The sequence below is a fragment of the Lentilactobacillus hilgardii genome, from assembly GCF_009832765.1.
Lineage (GTDB): Bacteria > Bacillota > Bacilli > Lactobacillales > Lactobacillaceae > Lentilactobacillus > Lentilactobacillus hilgardii.
Genome location: NZ_CP047121.1, coordinates 2,150,696 through 2,171,101, shown reverse-complemented (window position 1 = coordinate 2,171,101; position 20,406 = coordinate 2,150,696). Strand labels below are relative to the sequence as shown.

The 20,406-nt window shown below is 39.7% G+C and carries 16 protein-coding genes, 1 tRNA gene and 1 rRNA gene; 15 read left to right on the top strand and 3 right to left on the bottom strand.

Going from position 1 to position 20,406, the window contains the following annotated elements:
* Window positions 1-32: 32 nt before the first annotated feature.
* From rrf to GQR93_RS10285, 9 genes are all read left to right on the top strand, one after another.
* Window positions 33-149: ribosomal RNA gene (gene rrf / locus GQR93_RS10320) — 5S ribosomal RNA — on the top strand.
* Between the two features lie 190 nt (window positions 150-339).
* Window positions 340-412, top strand: a tRNA-Thr gene (locus GQR93_RS10315).
* A gap of 188 nt (window positions 413-600) precedes the next feature.
* Window positions 601-1,080 carry a hypothetical protein gene (locus tag GQR93_RS10310; protein ID WP_050757977.1) on the top strand — a complete coding sequence of 160 codons (480 nt, stop codon included), beginning with the start codon at window positions 601-603 and terminating at the stop codon, window positions 1,078-1,080.
* A 158-nt stretch (window positions 1,081-1,238) separates the two neighbouring features.
* Window positions 1,239-1,805, top strand: coding sequence for an NEAT domain-containing protein (locus GQR93_RS15455; RefSeq protein WP_225442031.1), 567 nt, complete (start codon window positions 1,239-1,241; stop codon window positions 1,803-1,805).
* 31 nt (window positions 1,806-1,836) lie between these two features.
* Window positions 1,837-2,451, top strand: a complete 615-nt coding sequence (locus GQR93_RS15450; protein WP_003554927.1) for an NEAT domain-containing protein — start codon at window positions 1,837-1,839, stop codon at window positions 2,449-2,451.
* Complete coding sequence (locus GQR93_RS10300) at window positions 2,438-3,280, top strand: NEAT domain-containing protein (RefSeq protein WP_003554928.1); 843 nt, start codon at window positions 2,438-2,440, stop codon at window positions 3,278-3,280. The genes GQR93_RS15450 and GQR93_RS10300 overlap by 14 nt, the downstream gene beginning before the upstream one ends.
* Window positions 3,281-3,295: 15 nt before the next feature.
* Window positions 3,296-4,201: a heme ABC transporter substrate-binding protein IsdE gene (gene isdE / locus GQR93_RS10295; protein WP_003554930.1), complete on the top strand. Its 906-nt coding sequence runs from the start codon at window positions 3,296-3,298 to the stop codon at window positions 4,199-4,201.
* Window positions 4,198-5,154, top strand: coding sequence for a FecCD family ABC transporter permease (locus tag GQR93_RS10290; RefSeq protein ID WP_003554932.1), 957 nt, complete (start codon window positions 4,198-4,200; stop codon window positions 5,152-5,154). The genes isdE and GQR93_RS10290 overlap by 4 nt, the downstream gene beginning before the upstream one ends.
* On the top strand, window positions 5,141-5,911 hold the full coding sequence (locus GQR93_RS10285; RefSeq protein ID WP_003554933.1) for an ABC transporter ATP-binding protein: 771 nt from the start codon (window positions 5,141-5,143) through the stop codon (window positions 5,909-5,911). Before GQR93_RS10290 ends, GQR93_RS10285 begins: the two co-directional genes overlap by 14 nt.
* A 137-nt stretch (window positions 5,912-6,048) precedes the next feature.
* On the opposite strand, the gene GQR93_RS10280 is transcribed toward GQR93_RS10285, so the two are convergent.
* The gene (locus GQR93_RS10280) at window positions 6,049-7,689 is read right to left on the bottom strand and encodes an FAD-dependent oxidoreductase (RefSeq protein WP_003554935.1); all 1,641 of its coding nucleotides are present in this window, start codon (window positions 7,687-7,689) and stop codon (window positions 6,049-6,051) included.
* 354 nt (window positions 7,690-8,043) lie between these two features.
* On the opposite strand from GQR93_RS10280, the gene GQR93_RS10275 reads away from it, so the two are divergent.
* The 6 genes from GQR93_RS10275 (at window position 8,044) to GQR93_RS10250 (ending at window position 16,548) form a co-directional block, all read left to right on the top strand.
* A complete protein-coding gene (locus GQR93_RS10275) occupies window positions 8,044-9,510 on the top strand; it encodes a cytochrome ubiquinol oxidase subunit I (protein WP_003554937.1) in 1,467 nt (488 codons plus the stop codon).
* Window positions 9,503-10,513 (top strand): cytochrome d ubiquinol oxidase subunit II, encoded by a 1,011-nt coding sequence (gene cydB, locus GQR93_RS10270; protein WP_003554939.1) that lies wholly within the window; start codon window positions 9,503-9,505, stop codon window positions 10,511-10,513. The genes GQR93_RS10275 and cydB overlap by 8 nt, the downstream gene beginning before the upstream one ends.
* Window positions 10,514-10,711: 198 nt before the next feature.
* Entirely contained in the window at window positions 10,712-12,442 is a 1,731-nt protein-coding gene (gene cydD / locus GQR93_RS10265; RefSeq protein WP_035444888.1) for a thiol reductant ABC exporter subunit CydD, read from the top strand.
* Window positions 12,439-14,178: a thiol reductant ABC exporter subunit CydC gene (cydC, locus tag GQR93_RS10260; RefSeq protein ID WP_003554943.1), complete on the top strand. Its 1,740-nt coding sequence runs from the start codon at window positions 12,439-12,441 to the stop codon at window positions 14,176-14,178. Before cydD ends, cydC begins: the two co-directional genes overlap by 4 nt.
* Window positions 14,179-14,640: 462 nt before the next feature.
* Window positions 14,641-15,252: an NADPH-dependent FMN reductase gene (locus GQR93_RS10255; protein ID WP_003561639.1), complete on the top strand. Its 612-nt coding sequence runs from the start codon at window positions 14,641-14,643 to the stop codon at window positions 15,250-15,252.
* 15 nt (window positions 15,253-15,267) lie between these two features.
* Window positions 15,268-16,548, top strand: coding sequence for an NAD(P)H-dependent oxidoreductase (locus tag GQR93_RS10250; protein WP_003554947.1), 1,281 nt, complete (start codon window positions 15,268-15,270; stop codon window positions 16,546-16,548).
* 164 nt (window positions 16,549-16,712) lie between these two features.
* Here GQR93_RS10250 and GQR93_RS10245 read toward each other — a convergent pair whose 3' ends face one another.
* Entirely contained in the window at window positions 16,713-17,690 is a 978-nt protein-coding gene (locus GQR93_RS10245; RefSeq protein WP_003554949.1) for a polyprenyl synthetase family protein, read from the bottom strand.
* Window positions 17,691-17,900: 210 nt separating this feature from the next.
* Window positions 17,901-20,219, bottom strand: a complete 2,319-nt coding sequence (helD, locus tag GQR93_RS10240; RefSeq protein WP_003554951.1) for an RNA polymerase recycling motor HelD — start codon at window positions 20,217-20,219, stop codon at window positions 17,901-17,903.
* Window positions 20,220-20,406 lie beyond the last annotated feature (187 nt).

Here is a 20,406-nt window from a genome sequence, read left to right as displayed (position 1 = left end):
TTTGAGAGAACGAAGTTCTTTCAGGAAAATAGTGTGGTGGCGATAGCCAGAAGGATACACCTGTTCCCATGCCGAACACAGTCGTTAAGCTTCTGCACGCCAAGAGTAGTTGGGGGATCGCCCCCTGCAAGGGTAGGACGTTGCCACGCAAAGATAAAGGTTGAAACAATGTTAAATTTGTTTCAACCTTTTTTGTTTCCTTTTGTTTTAATCAACAATAAAAATAAAATTAGCGCTGACTTAATAATTTTTAGGACACCGCTTGTTTTATAGATGTTGACTTGATAAGATATTATGAGTAACAGTGTGAACACACAATCGCTTATTCAGTAATAGCATGCCGTTTTAGCTCAGAAGGTAGAGCATTTCCATGGTAAGGAAAAGGTCCCGGGTTCAAATCCCGGAAACGGCTTCTATAGTGTTTTATCATTCAGAAAGTTTCAAAGGTAATGAATAATTCTTATTCCTTCTTTAAAGGCTTATACTTTACGATGAGAGGGATAACTCCAAATTAAAAAGCCTTTGCCATTTTATTACTTTCCTGCTATAATATTTTGTGAACAGATGTTCGACAAAATGTTATTAAGGGGAAGAGGTCTTATGTGCAAAAATACTCGCGTCAATTTAATGAAGAAGGGGAACAATAAACGTTATCGATTTTCAGGAACATTCGAAAAATATGGGTTTAAATACACAGACCGATATAGAACACATGCTGCTGGAACGGTTCTACTGATTGATATTAAAGATGAAGATGGAATCGTTGTGACAGACCATTTATGGTTTAACTTAACAAAAGGATTTAGGTCTCTTGGCATCCTCAGTCCCGGAGATGTTGTCAGCTTTAACGGGCGAGTGAAACCTTATCAAAAGGGGTATCTCGGACATCGTTTTGGTAAGACTCAAAGCTGTACAACAGACTACAAAATTGATCGGCCCACCAAAGTAACGTTAGAACGAACGAATGATAAAGCGACTCGAGAAAAATTTTCAACAAAAAACTGGACATTATGTAATCAAATTTACGAAATGTATAAAGAAGACTATCAAAAACGTGGTATCCCTAAACCGTATGTTTAAGCATTGATTTTATAGACACATTGAAACTCGCAGAAATATTTTAGACGATTCAAAAGTTTACAATTTATTTGGGAAACTTTTAACAAAGTTATTAACTTTCGTTAAGCAGTAATGTAAACTTATTTTGTATCATAAATTATGTTTTTGGGGGAGTTTATATGAAGAAAAGGAATACCAATCTCATTCAATGGTTTGTAACTGCTTTTTTTGTTTTTTTGATTGGATTAACAGTGACATCTCCAGTGAAGGCTGATCAAGCTAATCTTAGTGACGGAACGTATACGGTACCGGTTACGTTACTGAAAGCAGGAAGTAGTTCAACTTCAATTGCAAACATGTTTTTTACACAAACTGCTAACGTTAAAGTCACTGGGGGAACTTATCAGATTCAGTTACAAACAAACGGGGCCGATTACATTACATCTGTGACAGTTGGTGGTCAATCCGTAAGTGAAGACAAATCCGGTTCAAACGCAAATTTGACTGTCAATTTGACAAATCCAAGTGACCTGGTACCAGTTACATTTGGATTACAAGTGCCGCTTCTTGGGACAATGAATCAATCAGCCCAATTTCAATTTAAATGGTCAAGCGCCACACGGACTCAGGGTTCAACACCTGAAGCAGCAACAAACAGTTCTTCTAGTGCAACCGCAAGTAGCAATACAACCATCCACACCGGTTGCAACTTCTTCGTCAGAGGCAAGCTCAATAAGTTCATCTAGCGCGTCAAATGTCGTTACCAGGGAGCCTAATATGGTACCCTCAACAACTTCTGGGTCAAAAAAAGCTGTTAGCAAAAAATCGGGTTATGCTTGGAAATATGTTGTCCTGAAAGCTGATTCAAATGCAAAATCCATTGCAAACAAATATTATACGCATACTGCTCGCGTGAAAAAAGTTAACAAACACTATAACGTGCTATTAAAAGTCAGCTACAAGAAGGCACTTAAATTAGGATCCAAGGCAGTCCGTCCAGTTTCTATCAATGGACGAAAGCCACTATCGGTGACATATGGGGCTACAGCCAAGACTTACAACTTAACCTATTCATTTAACATTAGTTCCATCAATAGATTAAAGAAAATTGTTGCTGGTAAGATTCATGTAACTGTCCCGTACGCAAATATTAGTTCAAACTTCGGCATTAGGTTGAAATTCGGCCATGCGAGGGTTTCAAAAACTGGCAAAAAATCATCTAATCATCAATCAGGGGCCAAAGCCATTGCCAATACAGTGACAACTAAGCCTACCCCAAACGAAAAATTACCTCAAACGGGTGATGATCGTGGAAAGTCTACTTCCATTATTGGAGCAGTTCTTGGAAGTGGTCTCTTATTTGCTTGGGGGCTAAATCATGAAACTAATTAGAGGAAAAGGTTTTTTAATTATACTCAGTGCTTTGTTCTTTTTTATTTGTTTGAGTACGGCCAGTAACGCAAAATCAATTTCATACAAAGCACTATTATATGGCACGAATAAAACCTCAATGGCAAGCGGATATTTTGTAAAACCGGCAACTGTGCGTATTTCGCATCAGAAATATGTGGTCACAATGCAAATAAAAACGGCTAAAAGCCTGTCTTCGTTTCCAGTTGTTGTGAACTGGGTAAATGGAGAGAAACCCAAAAATGTTCGTAAAGCTAAAGATCGTGCAGGAAATTCACATTATTATTACTCATTTACTACGACAAATTTAACGAAGCGAATTAACGCTAAACTAGCAATAGATGTGCCAAAAGTTTATAAAGCACACCACCTGATTAGTTTTAAATTCAGTACAGCTGGACTGCCTAAACTTAGTCAACAGGGGTTAACCGGTACACACAAAGTTAAAGCCTCATATAAACATACAACGACCACAGCGCCTGGTAAAAGCGCCGTGGTAAGACCGGCGAGTAAAAGAACTCAGGTAAAGAAAAGTAAAGTGACTTCCTCGCCAAAGATCAACAAGGCAAATGCTACTCAGCCGAAAAAACTAAACCATGTGACAAAGCATAAACAACAACCTAATAAAAAGGGCAAGCAACAGGTTAAGCCGAAGAAGAGGCCCACTCAAAAGGCTGCAACAAAAAAGAGTGACAAGTCCCCTAAGGCTAAAACAAATCATGATAAAAATCATACGCCATTAGTGATTGGCGGTGTGATTGCGGTTATTGCAGCTGTAGGTGGCGGATCATGGTTGGTTTATAAACACTAGGGGGTTGCTTAATCAATGAAAGGTTCACGAAAAGTTGGTCTGATTGTTTTAGGACTTTTTGCTGTTATTGGAATCGGGCTGGGGTTGCTCTTTGGCTTTCATTCAACCAACTCTAAACAGTCACATCCAAGAATTGTTGCAACGACATATGCAGTTGTTCAAATTGCCGATAAATTAGACTTGCCATTAGTCGGTGTACCAACAACGGCAAATAAAATGCCTGTTCGTTATAAGAATGTGACCCGTGTTGGCAGTCCGATGAATCCAAATGTCGAGAAAATTGCAAGTTTAAATCCGACGGTTGTTTATTCTGTGACAACATTAAAGGATCAATTTGGGAAGGCATTTTCAAAGCGGCACATTAAGCCATATTTTTTAAACCTAACGAGCGTTAAGGCGTTAGAGAAAACAGTTACGAATATGGGCTACAGATATCACCGTGTTTCTAAGGCAAGAGCGGCACTTGAGGAAATTAATTCTGCTAAGAATAAGGCGCATACTTTGGCTGTCCATCATCAAATAAAGCCAAAAGTTTTAGTATTGATGGGTCTACCAGGAGCTTCCTATATGATTGGTACTAATCATTCATATGTTGGTAATTTGGTTTCTCTTGCCGGTGGAAAAAATGTATTCCCATCAAAAAATCAAGAGTATATTCAACCAAATGATGAAGCAATAAAAAAAGCAAATCCTGATGTTATTTTACGTTTGGAACACGCACTTCCAAAAATGGTAACCGCTCAGTTTAATCAGGTCTTTAAATCCGATTCAATGTGGCAGACAATTTCAGCTGTTAAAAAGCATCGTGTATACGATCTTCAGGAACCAGATTTTGATGCAACAGCCAATATGCGGGCGGCAATTGCAATCAATAAAGTTTCGAGATGGCTTTATCCGCGAGATGGAGGAACAGCTCAATGACTAAGCGTGAAATAATCTGGTATTCATTGGCTGTTTTACTGTTAATTGTATCTATTTGGGTATCTTTGATGATGGGTGCAACACCTTTTTCATCATCACAAATCTTCTCTGCCTTTTCAGGCCATAATGACGCCGACTTGAATATTCTTGTTCAAATTCGGGCGCCAAGGATTCTGGCTAGTTTGGTTTGCGGTGGAATGCTGGCAGTAGCAGGCGCCATTAGTCAATCCACATTTCATAATCGGTTGGCGGATCCCAGCATTCTTGGCGTTACGGGAGCAGGAAGCTTTTTAATTCTGATTGCAGGCTTTTTGGTGCCTGCATTTCCATTTGATAAGATGATTTATGCCTTTATTGGTGGAGGGCTAACGTTACTTTTCTTATCTTCAAAATCACTTTTACAGAATTCTTTTAAATTGATTATTATTGGTGTAGCGTTAAGCTTAACTTTTTCAGGTTTTCAGCAATTATTCTCTGGCGATTCTTTGGTTGGAACCAGTACGTTTAATGGCATTACATGGTCGGACACACTGACGCTGTTAATTACGGGAGTGATCGGATTGGTTGCTGCAATGATACTTGCTCCTTGGGCAAATTATTTGAAAATGTCTGACCAGCAGCTTGCATTGCGCGGTGTTTCAGCAAGGTTTATTCGTTTTTGGCTGTTGGCTGTCGTTGTCTATCTTTCTTCCGGTGCGACAGCGGAAATAGGTGTTATTCCGTTTGTTGGCATCATAGTGCCGAACATTTCCCGTTACTTGGTCGGTCATGACTATCAAACAATTATTCCGTTGTCGATGTTAATCGGATCATGGTTGCTGTTGACGATTGATACAATTGGCCGAACGATTACGCTGCCTGGTGAGATTCCCGCTGCAACCATTATGACCGTAGTGGGAGGGCCCTTTCTGGTCTGGATGTTATGGGGGCAAAAATTTAATGAAGTTAGATAATGTGAGTTTTTCATTTCATGCAGGTCAGCCAATTATTCAAAACATTTCCGCCGATGTTGTTCCTGGTTCAATCCTGTCAATTATTGGACCAAATGGTGCCGGTAAAACAACATTGCTGAAGTTAATGGCTAACCAGTTAAAGCCAACCAGTGGGCAAATCAGTCTTAATGATCAATTTCTTGCAAAAATGACTCGAAAGCAATTGGCTTCAAAAATTGCCGTTGTCAGTCAACAAAATCATCTTTATGATGATATGCAAGTGATCGATGTTGTGAAAATGGGTCGATTAGCTAAACATCATTTGTTGGCAACCGTTGAAGATAAAGAAGTATTGCCATATCTTGAGATGACAAGAACAAGCTCGCTTGCTCACAGAGCGATGAGTCATCTTTCAGGTGGGCAGCGACAACGGGTGTGGATTGCATCTGCAATTGCCCAGGAGCCTCAGTACTTATTGCTTGATGAGCCAACCACCTATTTAGATATTCGTTATCAAAGTGATTTAATGGCAGTTATTGCCGAGCTTCATAAAAAAAAGAATATGACGATTGTGATGATCCTTCATGATATTAATCAGGCGTTTAAAATGAGTGATCAGTTGTGGCTAATTCGGAATGGACGTTTAATTGCCCAGGGTGCACCAAGCCGATACTATGATGAGAAACTTCTTAGTGACATTTTTAATATTTCAATTCACATTGTTACTATTCCGAATTATGGGCACTACATTATTGAATTACCAGCTGATTCATTTTAAATTTTCAGGTTATTAAAAGTAAAAGAGCGGGCTATTCGATACTTTGACAAATATTATTCGAGACAAAATAAAAGCGGGTCGGGATATTATTATCCCAACTCGCTTTTAATCATCCAACGTTTTTAAGCGATTAGATATTATTTTTTATAAATCGATTGTGGCACACCGTAACGTGAACGACCCCAAGTCTTCTGTAACCATGGAACGAACCAGTAATCCAATCCAAATGACCGGCCGGAACCGTTCATTAAAGCCAGTGCGACGAAGAGTGTCCATGTTGTTGGCCATGTGAGCATCGCAAAGAAGAATAGGATGATCACAATAAGATTTGCCAGCCAAGTGAACAAGCCTAAGAAGATAAGCGCTCCCAGCACTATTTCCAATGCACCTAATCCGGGATGCGCAGTGACCAAGAAACTGACTGAGTCATTAACATTGGCCATTCCATCCAGGAAGAGAGCAAGCCCAAAGAACAATCTTAACGGCACACTCCACAGAACGTTACTTCGTTTTGACGTATTGTATCCAAAGACGGTCCGGCCATTCTTAACCCTAAAGAACTCTTCGAGAATATATTTAAACATGAAGTAGCCGGAATGGATTCTCATGAAGTACATAATATTGGTAAAATGCTTCATAATTGTTGCAATCCAACCCCGAACACGCTTACCGCCGAAGACCTGGGCAATGCCGTAGTATGCACCAAATGAAACTGTGAAGCCCATATTCTTATCTTTAAATTCCATATAGTTTTGGTTACCGTCGATGTCAGCTGCCATGTTTGTTGAAACGACAATTGCTTCGTTTTCAGCCTCTTGAGCAGTTTGCGGAACAGCACGTTTTGCGCCTTCTTCGGTCGCATTTGCGTTATCACCGGCTACATAGATACTTTTATCTTCAAACCCTTTTGCCTGTAGGTATTTATTGGCGACCAAACGACCACCACGTCCAGCTTCGATTCCGAAACTGTCAGCAACATGGTTCGTTTTTACACCAGCAGTCCAAATTAAAGTATCAGTCGAAATGGGATCCTGATCCTTAATTTCAACGGAATCCGAATTAACCTGGGTAATCATCGAGCTGGTCCGAATTTCAACATTATTCTTTTTGAAATAACTTTCGGCATGTGCTGCATTTGTTCGATCAAGCATATTAATAATTGTTGGTGCAGCTTCAACCAACATAATCTTGATTTCGCTAGGGTCAATCTTATTTTCCCGAGCCAAAACCTTCTTATAGTCAATTAACTCACCAACGGTTTCTGCGCCGGTAAAACCGGAACCACAGACAACCAAGGTTAACATCGCTTGACGTTTTTGCGGATCACGCTCCAAAGCGCCTTGTCGAATAATGACGTTGATGTGGTCACGTAAGGCAATCGCATCTTCCATAGACCAAAGCGTATAACCATTTTCTTTAACACCGGGTGTCCCAAAATCGTTAGGTTCGCCGCCCATACTGATCAAAAGACTGTCAAAGGGATAAGTGCCGTTTTCACCGACAACCTTCTTGCCCTCTTTATCAACTTCACTGATATTGTCAGTGACTAGTTGGACGTTCTTCTGTTTATGGAAGATCCGCTGTAAGTCATACTGAATACTATCGGGTTCCACACGTTCAGTTGCAACCTCGTGCAAACGCGTCATGTACGTGAAGTATGAATGACGGTCAATTAACGTAATGTGAACATCAGGATTTCCCTTAAAACGTTTTGCCAACTTTTTAGTTGCGTAAACACCTGAAAAGCCAGCACCAATGACAACGATATTCTTTGCCATAATTAATTCCCCCCTTAAAGTTTAACGATAAGTTAAGCAACTAAAATATATAAAAGAATGAATAATAGCATAACCTATTCTTATCACTCATATTATAAAAGTACATCGGCTGATTGTCTAATGAATGCCATTACAAAATAAAAAAATATTTAAAATACTTTTTTCATAAGTATTAATATGCCTAGGATTCAAGCGTTTTCGGGCTCAATTTGATTAATCACAATCTTCTTTCACAAAACATAAATAAATATTCATGTTTAGCCGATATTTTCATTTGAATATTAGGCAATCAATAGATACAATAGAAGCATATGGGGAATACTCATAATTTGTTAGTTAAGGGGGGATACAGCAATGTTGAATATAGGTTTGTCAGTATTAGGTCTATCACGTTTTCAATTTGCGATGACCACTGTGTTTCACTTCTTCTTTGTACCGTTTTCGATTGGGTTAGCATTTATCGTAGCGATTATGGAGACGGTATACGTTGTTAAGAAGGATGAGACTTATAAGAATATGGCGAAGTTTTGGGGGAAAATATTCCTGTTTAGTTTCGCTGTCGGTGTTGTTACTGGTATTATTCAAGAGTTCCAGTTCGGAATGAATTGGTCTGAGTACTCACGTTTCATGGGTGATATTTTTGGCGCACCTTTGGCAATTGAAGCGTTAGCCGCATTCTTTATGGAGTCGACGTTTATTGGTCTCTGGATGTTTACCTGGGATCGATTCAACAAGGTTGTTCATTGTTTGTTTATTTGGCTGACCGCTTTTGGGTCAACGCTTTCAGCACTTTGGATTCTTGCTGCAAATAGTTTTATGCAGAATCCGGTTGGGTATGTGATTAACTCACAGACTCACAGAGTTAACATGACGAGTTTTTCTGCGGTTTTAACAAATCGCCAACTGTGGAATGAATTTCCGCATGTTATTTTCGGTGCTTTCTTAACCGCGTCATTCGTTGTTGCAGGGGCTTCTGCATGGCGATTACTTAAGAAAGATCATGAACATTTTTATCGAAAATCACTTAAAGTGGGGTTGATTATTGGATTGTGTGCCTGCTTAGGTTCGATTTGGTCAGGTGACACCCAGACGCGTTACTTGATTAATAATCAGCCAATGAAGTTTGGAGCCATGGAAGGTCTTTATAAGAATTCCACACAAAAGGGTGACTGGGCTCTTGCACAGGGAAATGATACTCAAAATCATAAGAAAACATGGTCAATTGAAATTCCTTATGTTTTAAATATCTTGAGCTACCACAAATTAAGCGGCACCGTTAAGGGTCAAAATCAAGTTAACAAAGAATTGAAGGCTAAGTATGACGATACAAAACAGGGTCAAAAGATTAAGAACTATTACGTTCCGACAAAGACCTTGTTCTGGAGCTTCAGATTGATGGCCTTTTCAGCAGGCTTGTTTGCTTTGATTGCAATCGTCGGTCTGTGGTTGAATCGAGAAAAGTCCAATGCGATTATGAGGCAGCGGTGGTTCCTGTATATTATGGGATTATGCCTCTGGCTGCCATTTATCGTAAACACGGCCGGTTGGTTCATCACTGAATTTGGTCGGTATCCATGGGTTGTCTATGGTCTGCTAACAATTGCGGATGCGGTTTCACCAACTTCGACAGTTTTGGGGTTGTTGTTTACCAACATTGTTTACTTCCTGATTTTTGCTTCACTTGGGGCTGTCATGATTATTCTCAGTCACCGGGTTCTAAAATCAGGACCGGATTCAGTCATGACAGATGGTTACTCGAGTAAACCGGAAAAGTCTTCTGATAAAGATCCTTATGAAATGGGGGCGGCTCATAATGACTAATCTTCAATTACTTTGGTTTTTACTGATTGGTGTTTTGTTCAGCGGCTTCTTCTTCCTTGAAGGATTTGATTTTGGAATCGGGATGTCAATTCGTTTCTTTGCTAAAGATCGAGATGAACGTGATGTTGTGATTCAAACAATTGGTCCGCACTGGGATGGTAATGAAGTTTGGCTGATCACGGCTGGTGGTGCGATGTTTGCATCGTTTCCAATGTGGTATGCATCATTGTTCTCAGGATACTATATCGTTTTGTTCCTTATCCTGGTTGCCCTCATTTTCCGAGGTGTTTCCTTTGAATTCCGTGCAAATATGCAAACTGATACTTGGCGTAATTTCTGGGAATGGGCGGCTTCGATCAGTAGTTTCTGCGCAGCATTTCTATTTGGTATGATGTTTACAAGTATGATTCAAGGGGTTCCACTGGATGGTCAAGGAAATATCTTCGGGAGCTTCACCACTTATGTAAACTGGTTCTCATTGGTTGGCGGTGTTGCCGTTTCACTTCTTTGCTTCATTCACGGTTTGAATTTCTTACGTCTAAAGACCAGCGGCGGCCTTAGAGAACGCGCTCAAAAATGGAGTAGGATTCTTTATCCTGTTTTACTTGCAGGTGAAGTTGTCTTTGTCATCTTGCTGTTCTTGACAACCGATTTCTTTACCAAAAAGCCGGTAACTACTTGGAGCATCTTGATTGCATTGGTTATTTTTACTTTGATTGCTTGGTGGGGCGCCATTGCATCCCACGATTGGGCATCATTTTTGGCAAGTGGGTTGTCTTTAATTAGCGTGGTTGTCTTAATCTTTAACGGGTTATTCCCACGTGTCATGATTGGTAAAGATAATGTTAATTCAATTTTGATCAAGAATGCATCAAGTTCACCATATACGCTGCATTTAATGACAATTATTACGTTCTCAATTTTGCCGATTGTTCTCATTTACTTCATTTGGAGTTATTGGGTATTCTATAAGCGTTTGAGTTCACCAAAACAAACTGCATAATCTTTGGGTAGGGACATGGCGTTAATTAACGTTAGTGCTTGTTTTTACCAAAGATCAGTTAAATAACGATCCATCGCGTTTTATTGAAGTGATGGATCGTTATTTTTGATTTTAATATTTTGTAGATGACGGTTCCATTGTGTGCAATTATTCACTATACTAGTCCGTGTAGTTAATAAAATTGGGGGAGTGAACGAATTGATTGATAAACGATTACTGGCACTGCCGGGAATGCGACGATACCTTGTTATTTTGGGAATTTTGGTATTTGTTCAAGCGGTTGCAATCATTGTTCAAGCAAGATACCTATCGGTTGCGATTGTAAATTTGTGGAATTTACAACCGTTAAAATCGATTTTAATACCGACAGTTGTATTTGCCGTTGCGTTCTTATGTCGACACTTATTAACGGTAGCGCAAAATCGTGTCTTTTTTCCGTATGTTGAAAAGACCAGCGGTGAGATGCGGGAACAATTAATGTCTAAGATATTTCATCTGGGACCTGCCGAAATTGAAAAGCGTGGGACTGGTAATATCGTGACAATGGCACTTGAAGGAATTGATAAAGTCCAAACCTATTTAATGTTGGTTATTATTAAAATATTGAATATGTCGATTACACCATGGCTGATTTTACTTTATATCCTTTTTTTACGATGGGAACAGGCTATTTTTCTCTTTATTATTTTTCCAGTAATTATTTTATTTATGGTTATTTTGGGATTAGCGGCACAGAGTAAGGCTGATCGTCAATATGAGGGGTATCAGCGCCTTTCAAACCACTTTGTCGATACTTTACGCGGCTTGCCTACGTTAAAGCAATTGGGGCTTTCTAAGCGCTATGCGGATAATGTCTTTGATGTGAGCGAATCTTATCGAAAAGAAACAATGTCAACATTGCGAATTGCTTTAACTTCGACATTTGCATTGGACTTTTTTACAACCTTGTCAATCGCCGTTGTTGCAGTTTTTCTTGGTTTTGATTTGCTGGACGGAAAGGTTATGCTGCTGCCGGCTTTAACTATTTTGGTTTTGGCACCCGAGTATTTTTTGCCGATTCGAAACTTTGCAAATGATTATCATGCAACTTTGAACGGTAAAAATGCTTTATCGGCTGTTTTAGAGGTTTTAAACGAACCGGAGATGAACCAAACCGATGAGCTCACTGACTTTAAGTGGCAGAAAGATGCGACACTTAAATTTACAAAAATGGCTTTCACATATCCTAATGCTGACAAACCGGCTCTAAAGGACGTTTCGGTTACGATTCAGGGAATGAAGAAAATTGGGATCATTGGTGCATCTGGTTCGGGTAAATCAACATTGATTAATATTATTGGCGGCTTTTTGGCACCGGACAAGAAGGGGCAGATTGAAATTAACGGACAGTCATTGCCCCATTTGAATCAAAAGGCCTGGCAACGCAACTTTCTCTATATTCCACAAAATCCTTATCTTTTTCATGCCACACTTGCACAAAATATTGCATTTTATGTTGATCATGTCACGCCGGAATCAATTAACCATGCTGCCAGGCGGGCCGGACTAAACGAATGGGTCAAAACGTTGCCGGACGGTTTGGATACAATGATTGGTGAGGGTGCAAGAACGGTCAGCGGTGGACAGGCACAACGAATCGCACTTGCCCGTGCTTTTCTTGATACAAATAGAAAAGTGCTTTTATTTGATGAACCGACTGCGCATTTGGACATTGAAACGGAAGCGGCATTGAAGAAAGATATTTTACCTGTTTTTGATAATCATTTGGTTTTCTTTGCGACGCATCGCCTTCATTGGATTAGTGAAATGGATTATGTCTTAGTGATTGATCATGGTCAAATTGTTGAGCAGGGGACGCCTGAAGAACTAAATGCCAAAAATGGCAGGTACGTTAAATTGCGTTCAGAAATGGGGGCTGCAGAGCTATGAAGCAATTAAGACAAACATTTGCACACGATACTTGGGTCATGCCTTATTTGCGAAAATATAAAGGGCTGCTCATCCTGGTTCTTTTTCTTGGCTTTATGACATTTTTCTCTGGTGGTGCCCTGATGTTTAATTCGGGTTATTTGATTAGTGAAGCTGCCAGGCGGCCATCCAGTATTATTTATATTTATGTTCCCGTTGTGTTAGCCAGGGCATTTGGAATTGCCCGACCGGTTTTTCGCTACGTGGAACGGCTTACCAGCCATAATTGGGTACTGCGAATCGTATCGGATTTTCGTAAGAAACTATACCAAACAGTTGAGAGAAAAGCGTCGGCCATTAGACGTTCTCATCAAACTGGCGATATTTTAAGTATTTTAGCAGATGATATTGATCATATTGAAAATTTATACTTACGAACCGTTTTTCCCATGGTCATTGGGTGGCTCTTGTATATTTTTGTTGTCATCGGTGTTGGTTGCCTTAATTGGGTGGTCGGTTTATTACTCATGTTGTTACTGGGGATCATCGTCATTGTTATGCCATTAACCTCGGTTGCCACCAACGGTGTTCGTGAATTTCGTCAACATCAGATTCAGCATCAGTTCTACACAAATCTAACCGATGAAGTTCTTGGCCTGGGTGACTGGTTGATTTCGGGCCGGTACCATGACTTTATGACGTTACAGAAGAAGCCAATTGATGCTATTGCCGCTTTGCGAAGAAAAGATCATTATTATCAGTGGTGGCGGTCATTTTTTGTTCAAGTGGTTGTTTTATTGACGACATTGGTACTTCTGATTTGGAGTGGTCATTCATTAACAGCGTCCAAATCATTAGCCGATTGGATTGCCGCGTTTGCATTAGCTATTTTTCCAGCGGTTTCACCCTTTCTGAATATGAGCCAAGGGATGAGCGAATGGCCGGTTTATCGACGCTCTATTGAGCGGGTTAACCAATTGGATCAGGGAAATGCTAAGATGGATGATCAACTGCGTTTATCTGAACGATTTAAAGAACTCAACATTGATCACCTGACGTTCAAGTATCCAGACGGTGATCGTCGTGTTGTTAATGATATTTCGATCTCGGTTCATTCGGGGGAAAAGATTGCTTTGCTTGGGCCGAGCGGTACTGGTAAAAGTACTTTCTTAAAACTAATGGTTGGCGACCTTAAACCTGTTAGCGGCCAGGTAACCATTAACGGCGTACCCGTGTCTTCACTGCAGCGCGACCGTGCGTCATTATTTGGAATTCTTGATCAACAACCCTATCTCTTTAATACGACAGTTATGAACAACGTTCGCCTTGGTAATATCAATGCATCGGATGAGGATGTTAAAAAAGCACTTGAGGCAGTTGGGTTAAAAGACTTAATTGAATCACTTCCTGAGAAATATCAAACGCATGTTCAGGAAGCCGGCAAACGATTCTCCGGGGGAGAGCGTCAGCGGTTGTCATTGGCTAGGATTCTACTTCAGGACGCACCAATTATTATTCTCGACGAACCAACAGTCAGTTTAGATCCAATTACGGAGCGTCACCTTCTTGATCAGGTCTTTGATTTACTGAAAGATAAAACGATTATTTGGGTGACTCATCATTTAGCAGGAATTGGGCACGTAGATCAGGTTCGTTTCTTGGAAAATGGTCATTTTGATATGCAGGGAACACCCGAGGCACTATATAAAACAGAAGCCCGGTTTAGACAATTATATGATCTGGATCGGGGAAAATAATGAATATAACCAATTTGTTCCCAATCAAGTGAAAGGGATATCGATTTTAAAAGAACCGGAATTTCTAGTTATTACTAGAAATTTCGGTTCTTTGTGCACTAGGATATTGTGAAATTATTATGAAATACTTTCAAAGTGGATAATTGACTCACAATTTATTTTTAATAGGTTGTCAGTACCTGTTATCAAGAGCGTTGGTCCTGCTTTTAGGTGGCGACCTGAATGATGTTTTTTACAATAAAAATATTATTTTAATAATAATTAGTGATATTTATTTTAAAATGATATATAATAAGTTTATATTTGAATATTCGATATAAGAATTTTATACGATGATCCTCAAGACGTTTGTTAAATAATATGCAGCTTTCGATGTTAATTGCGTTATGATGGAGACGCAACAGAATGTGCCTGCGGACAAGCGTCACTAGATAATCAGAATTTGTGAAGGGATGACTTTTAATGAGAAAATTTATTGGATTAGTTGGTACGAACACCACTCAATCAACCAACCGTCAATTGTTACAATTTATGAAACGTCATTTTGAAAAACAAGCAGAACTGGAGTTGATTGAAGTTTCCGGCCTGCCTATGTTTAATAAGCCACAAGATATGAAAGTACCTGAGCGGGCAACTGAAATTGCAAAAAAAATCGATGCCAGTGACGGTGTCATTATTAGTACACCGGAGTACGATCATGCAGTGCCGGCTGTGTTGATGAATGCGTTAGAATGGCTTTCTTATGGTATTCATCCTTTATTAGATAAGCCGGTCATGATCATCGGTGCATCATTTGGATCACTTGGGACTTCCAGAGCGCAAGCCCATTTGCGTCAAATGTTGGATTCACCAGAAATAAGTGCCAGAGTGATGCCGAGTTCGGAATATTTAGTTGGTCATGTGTTGGAAGCGTTTGATGACAAAGGTGATTTAACTGATAAAGACAAAGTTGAACAGTTAGACGCACTATTTGCGGACTTTCAACAATTTGTTGAAATTTCAAAGGAACTTTGGCATACGGTTAAGGTTGACAAAAAAGAAGTTCAAAAACTTGGTAAAGAAGATTTTAATTAAAAGGAGTGCTCACTTATGAAACTAGTTGGAATTGCTGGTACTGTTGAAGATAAATCGTACAATAAAATATTGCTTCAATTCATTGCCAATAACTTTAGCAACCTTGCTGATATCGAAATTTTAAGCATTGATGATATTCCTATGTTTGATCAAGACAATGATCAAACTGAAAGCGGTGCGATTCAATATTTAAATCGAAAAATTTCGGGTGCCGATGGGGTGATTATTGCCACTCCAGAACATAATCACACGATTACTGCGGCACTTAAAAGTGTGATTGAATGGCTGTCTTTCAAGGTTCATCCGTTTTCTAACAAGCCGGTTATGATTGTTGGTGCCTCATACTATGAGCAGGGATCTTCAAGGGCACAACTAAATCTTCGTCAAATTTTAGAGGCTCCAGGTGTCAACGCAATTGTTTTTCCTGGAAATGAATTTCTTTTGGCAAATGTAAAAGAAGCTTTTGATGATAACGGTCGCCTGAAGGATGAAAAAACAACCGCATTTTTGCAGACAACATTACAAAAATTTCTTCGATTTGTTAAGGTGATTAACACGATGAATCAAGCCACAGGTGGGCATGATGATGCTGCCGGTAGCGAAGACTTGAATTCAAAAGGGAAAATTTCGACAACCATCGAAGGTGTCGATATGGCAGCTGATGATTGGGTAGAAAAGGCGGCAGAGAAGGTTAATGCGGTTGAAGGAAATACCTATGTTAAATTGGATCGCGGCATTTTAACGGTTGACCAGCTTAATTATTTCTTGAATTCAATGCCTATTGAATTAACATATGCGGATAGTAATAATCAATTTATTTACTACAATAAAATGACGTCTACTAAAAAAATGTTGGCACCAAGACGTCCCGGTCAGGTAGGAGATCCACTGTCACTTGTCCATCCAAAGAGAGCCATTCAGGGTGTTAAGAGTGTTATTCATGCATTACGTACAGGAAAGACCGATATGGTCAAAATGCCGGTTCCCGGCAACGGCCCGGATAAATACATTATGCATTTTTACAAAGCTATGCATGATGAAAAGGGCGAGTACGTTGGTATCAACGAATTTGTTCTGGATATTATGCCGATTATCAAGTGGTATCTAAACAAAACAGGGCAAAAGCTTGCTGCTGATCCGAATGCCAAAGTAGATGCCAATACGGGTGCATCGTCTAAAGATGATGAGGCCGCCGATAACAGTGCTACGGATGCTGATACAAGCGCATCTACCCACGATGAGCCGGAAGCGTCTACTGGTGATACTGATGCAACGACCGGTGCTTCAGAGAGTTAACGTAATTAATAATCAATCGTTAGTGGCGGTTAATTGATAACCATTTACGGTGGCAATTAAAAAAGAAACAATATCAAGACTCCAGTAGTCCGGATATTGTTTCTTTCTTTTGTCACTAGGTTAATAGGTCATCGAAAATAAAGGACCTTTGTCAAGGGGATTTCTCATTGCTCTCTTTGCAGCAGCAAGTTAGTTAAACGACGTAATTCTTTTTTTGAATTTTGCTCAGGAAGTCTATTGATTAGCGCCAATGCTTTTTGTGTGAGCTGATTTGCAATTTCATGTGCCCGTTTTAAACCACCGGATTTGATGACGATCTTTTGGATTTTTTTGATGTCGGCTTCCTTCAAATCCTGTTTTTTACCTAACAAGGGGGCCAACTGTGTCCCAGCAGTTTGATTTGCCAAGATAAGTGGAAGCGTGTATACCCCGGATTGAAGGTCTTCGAGAACCGGCTTTTTAGTTTGACTCGAATCACCGCCATAATCCAAAATATCATCTTGAATTTGATAAGCCTGACCAATTGCCAGCCCGATTTCGCCACCAAGTGTCACGATATTACGAGGAGCGTGGGTTAAAATTGCCGACTGTTCAAAGCTTAGCTTGAATAACTCGGCAGTTTTACCGGTGATTTCGTGGAAATAATCTTTTTGAGACATATCTTGCCGGTAGTTAAAGGCCATTTGATCCAGTTCGCCATTTAATATGGTTTGCATGGCTTCAATATGACGTTGGAGATCGGTTGCATCATGTGTGGATTTTAAGACCTGATCAAAATAACAGGTAAATAAATAATCGCCAGCATAAATGGCATTTTTTTGACCATATTGTGTGTGAATGGTTTGAACGCCCCGGCGAAGTGGTGATTGGTCAATGACATCATCATGAATAAGTGTGGCAACGTGTAATAATTCGATTGCAGCGGCACCTGCGCGGAGTTTGTCAGCTGGGATTTTTTCACCAAATTCAGAATATATGTAGAAAAAACCGGGTCGTAGAAGTTTACCGCCGGATTTTAATAAGGCTAAAATTCTTGAATGAACTGGTTGGTTTGATAAAGTGACCGCCTTTAAAAGATACGGTTCGAGTTGAATTAATTTTAGTTGAATACGTGGAAACTGACGCCAAATTCGATGAACCATAGGTTATAACCTCAAGTCTTAAGAAAATTTTAATTACCTTTCTAAGATACAAATTACTAAGTCACTTGTCAATCAAAGTTGTGCAATCGCTAAATGACCAAAGAAAAAAGCCTCGGCCGCTACATGATTAAATGGCGGCGCAAGGCTTAAGTGGTGACTACTTGTTTAAAACCAGTCATCTTATTCTTATGATCAATGTTGGATAGAAAATTATACTTTTTTATTTTTAATCGTGTGTTCAATTTTAATTTTACTGTTAGTGAGAGAGTCATCAGTAATTAAAGGCGTCACATCTCCAATACTGATTAGTGTTAAATGATGCATCGCTCTGGTAATGATCGTGTAGAGAGTCCCCAACAATGATTTTTCGGGATAGTTGATTTCAGAAGTGTCCCATGCAATCACTGAATCAAACTCCAGTCCTTTTGCAAGATATATTGGCAGTACCAAGACACCTTTTGGTAAGGTTCGGTCGGCATCTTTAAGCAGTGTTGCGCCTGTTTCGCTGTGGATCAAACCATAAACCGCCTTGGCCTCTGCCATGTTTTTGGTTAAAACTGCAACCGTGGCATACTTTTGTCGTTGATCTGCAATGACTTTGAGCACTTGATTGGTTGCGTCGTTTGTATTGGGAGATACAATCAATTCGGGAATGTCACCATCCCGATTAAATGCCTCGATAGCATCGCCATTAGGCAAAATTGATTTTGCAAATGTTGTAATTGGATAGGTTGACCGATAGGAACGCATTAAACTGATGAGTCTGGAGTGGCGAACGTGAAAGGCGTTATTTAGTTTGTTCAAAATTTCTTCTGGTTCTTCAACGTCTTTGAAAAGTGCTTGTTCACTATCTCCAAGCAGGGTCCATTTAGTTTGCGGAAAGGCATATTTTAAATATTTCAGTTGAGCTACCGAGTAATCCTGCATTTCGTCAACAAATAAATATTTCATTGTGTTATTTTGACCACTTTGACAAATATAGTCTCTCATATAAAGGAGTGGCGCACAATCATCGAGTTTAATTGAATGGAATTCGATTTCCTGATTAAAATCGGAAATAGATTGTTTCCATTGAACCGGATTGACGGTTTCAGGTAAATCAACACGCTGTAAAAAGGCCGTGTACTGGACGTACGGATCTAAAAAGTTGTTATTAAAAATGGCATCGTAAACAACCTGCAAGCGGGCGGTAACAATTTTTTTTGCAATGAAGAAACGCTCGTCATCTTCGTTTTGAAAATCACGAAGGCGTTTGGTACCGAGCAGATCATGGTATTTTTCTTCGCTGAGCTGGTCAATTTCTTCATTGACCCAATCGGCCTTGGTTTCAGTGACGATCCGATGTTTTAACCGCTTAATTAAAGCATTCTTGGTTTTGAGGAAACGATCGGGAACTTTCATTGCACTTGGAAAAGATGAGAAGAGTTGTTCAATTTCATGTTTGCTAAAGAAAATCGATTCATTGAAGATGATGTCACTAAACTTAATGTCAGTTGGCTTTAGTGAATTGCAGTAGTGTTCCACGGCATCCATAAAATCTGCCGATTCCTTAAACGCACGAATGGCCTTTTGCTGGGATGTCAGTTGACCATCTGTTTCATATCGATCAAATAAACTTTGAACATTTAACCCCTTAAGACGGTTATCGATGAATTCATCGAATGTAACCTGTCTCATATTTCGCTCGCCAAGACTTGGAAGCACCTCGGAAATGTAATGACTAAAAAGCTTATTCGGAGAGAAAAGAATAATCTGATCGGCTTCCAGCGTGTCGCGACTATGATAAAGTAAAAATGCGATTCGCTGTAAAATGGCCGATGTTTTACCAGAGCCTGCCACCCCTTGGACAACAAGCAAGTTGCTCTTTGTATCGCGGATAATGTCATTTTGTTCATGCTGAATTGTTGCAACGATATTTTGCATATAATCGTCGTTCTGGGCGCCTAAAGCGGTTTGCAACATCTCATCGCCAACTGTTTCGTTGGTATCGAACATATTTCGGATTTGACCATCGACAATTTGGAATTGGCGTTTCTTCATTAAATTAGTTTGTTGTTTGCCCATTGGGGTTTCGTAAGCCACTTTTCCAAGTGTGCCATTATAGTAAACACTTGAAATTGGAGCCCGCCAATCATAAACCAAAAAGTCACCATCATCGTTTTCAAATGATGCAATCCCGATGTATAGCTTTTCGTCCTCGGATTGATCATCATCCTTGATATCGATTCTGCCAAAATAAGGCGATTTTTGAAGATCTTTCATGGTTGAGAGTTGGTGTTTTAAAATGCTTTCATTTTCTGTTAATCTGGAAACCAGACCACGCTGCTGTTGTAGTTCGGCACTGGTTTCGATTCGATCATCGACTTCAAAATAGTTGACTGAGGTGTTGTCTGAATAAGTTTGTTGGACCTTTTTGGTTTCTGTGTGGGCACGATTATACTCATTTTCCGTGCTGGTCATTTTAGTGCCGATTTTTGAAACGACCCAGTCAACCCGTTGCTGTTCTTTTTTCTGTTCTTTGTTTTCCAAAAGGGTTCCTCCAGTCTGTCCGCTATTTCATGTCATTGATTAAAGTATTGTGCATTAAAAATTAATGGTACTTTTCGTAAAGTCTTAGAAGAAATCAGGATCATTGATTTTGGTGTCCAAACATATTTGAGATCACTTTAAAAATTGGATTGAATCGATCAGTATAAGCTGATTCAAATCTGATTAA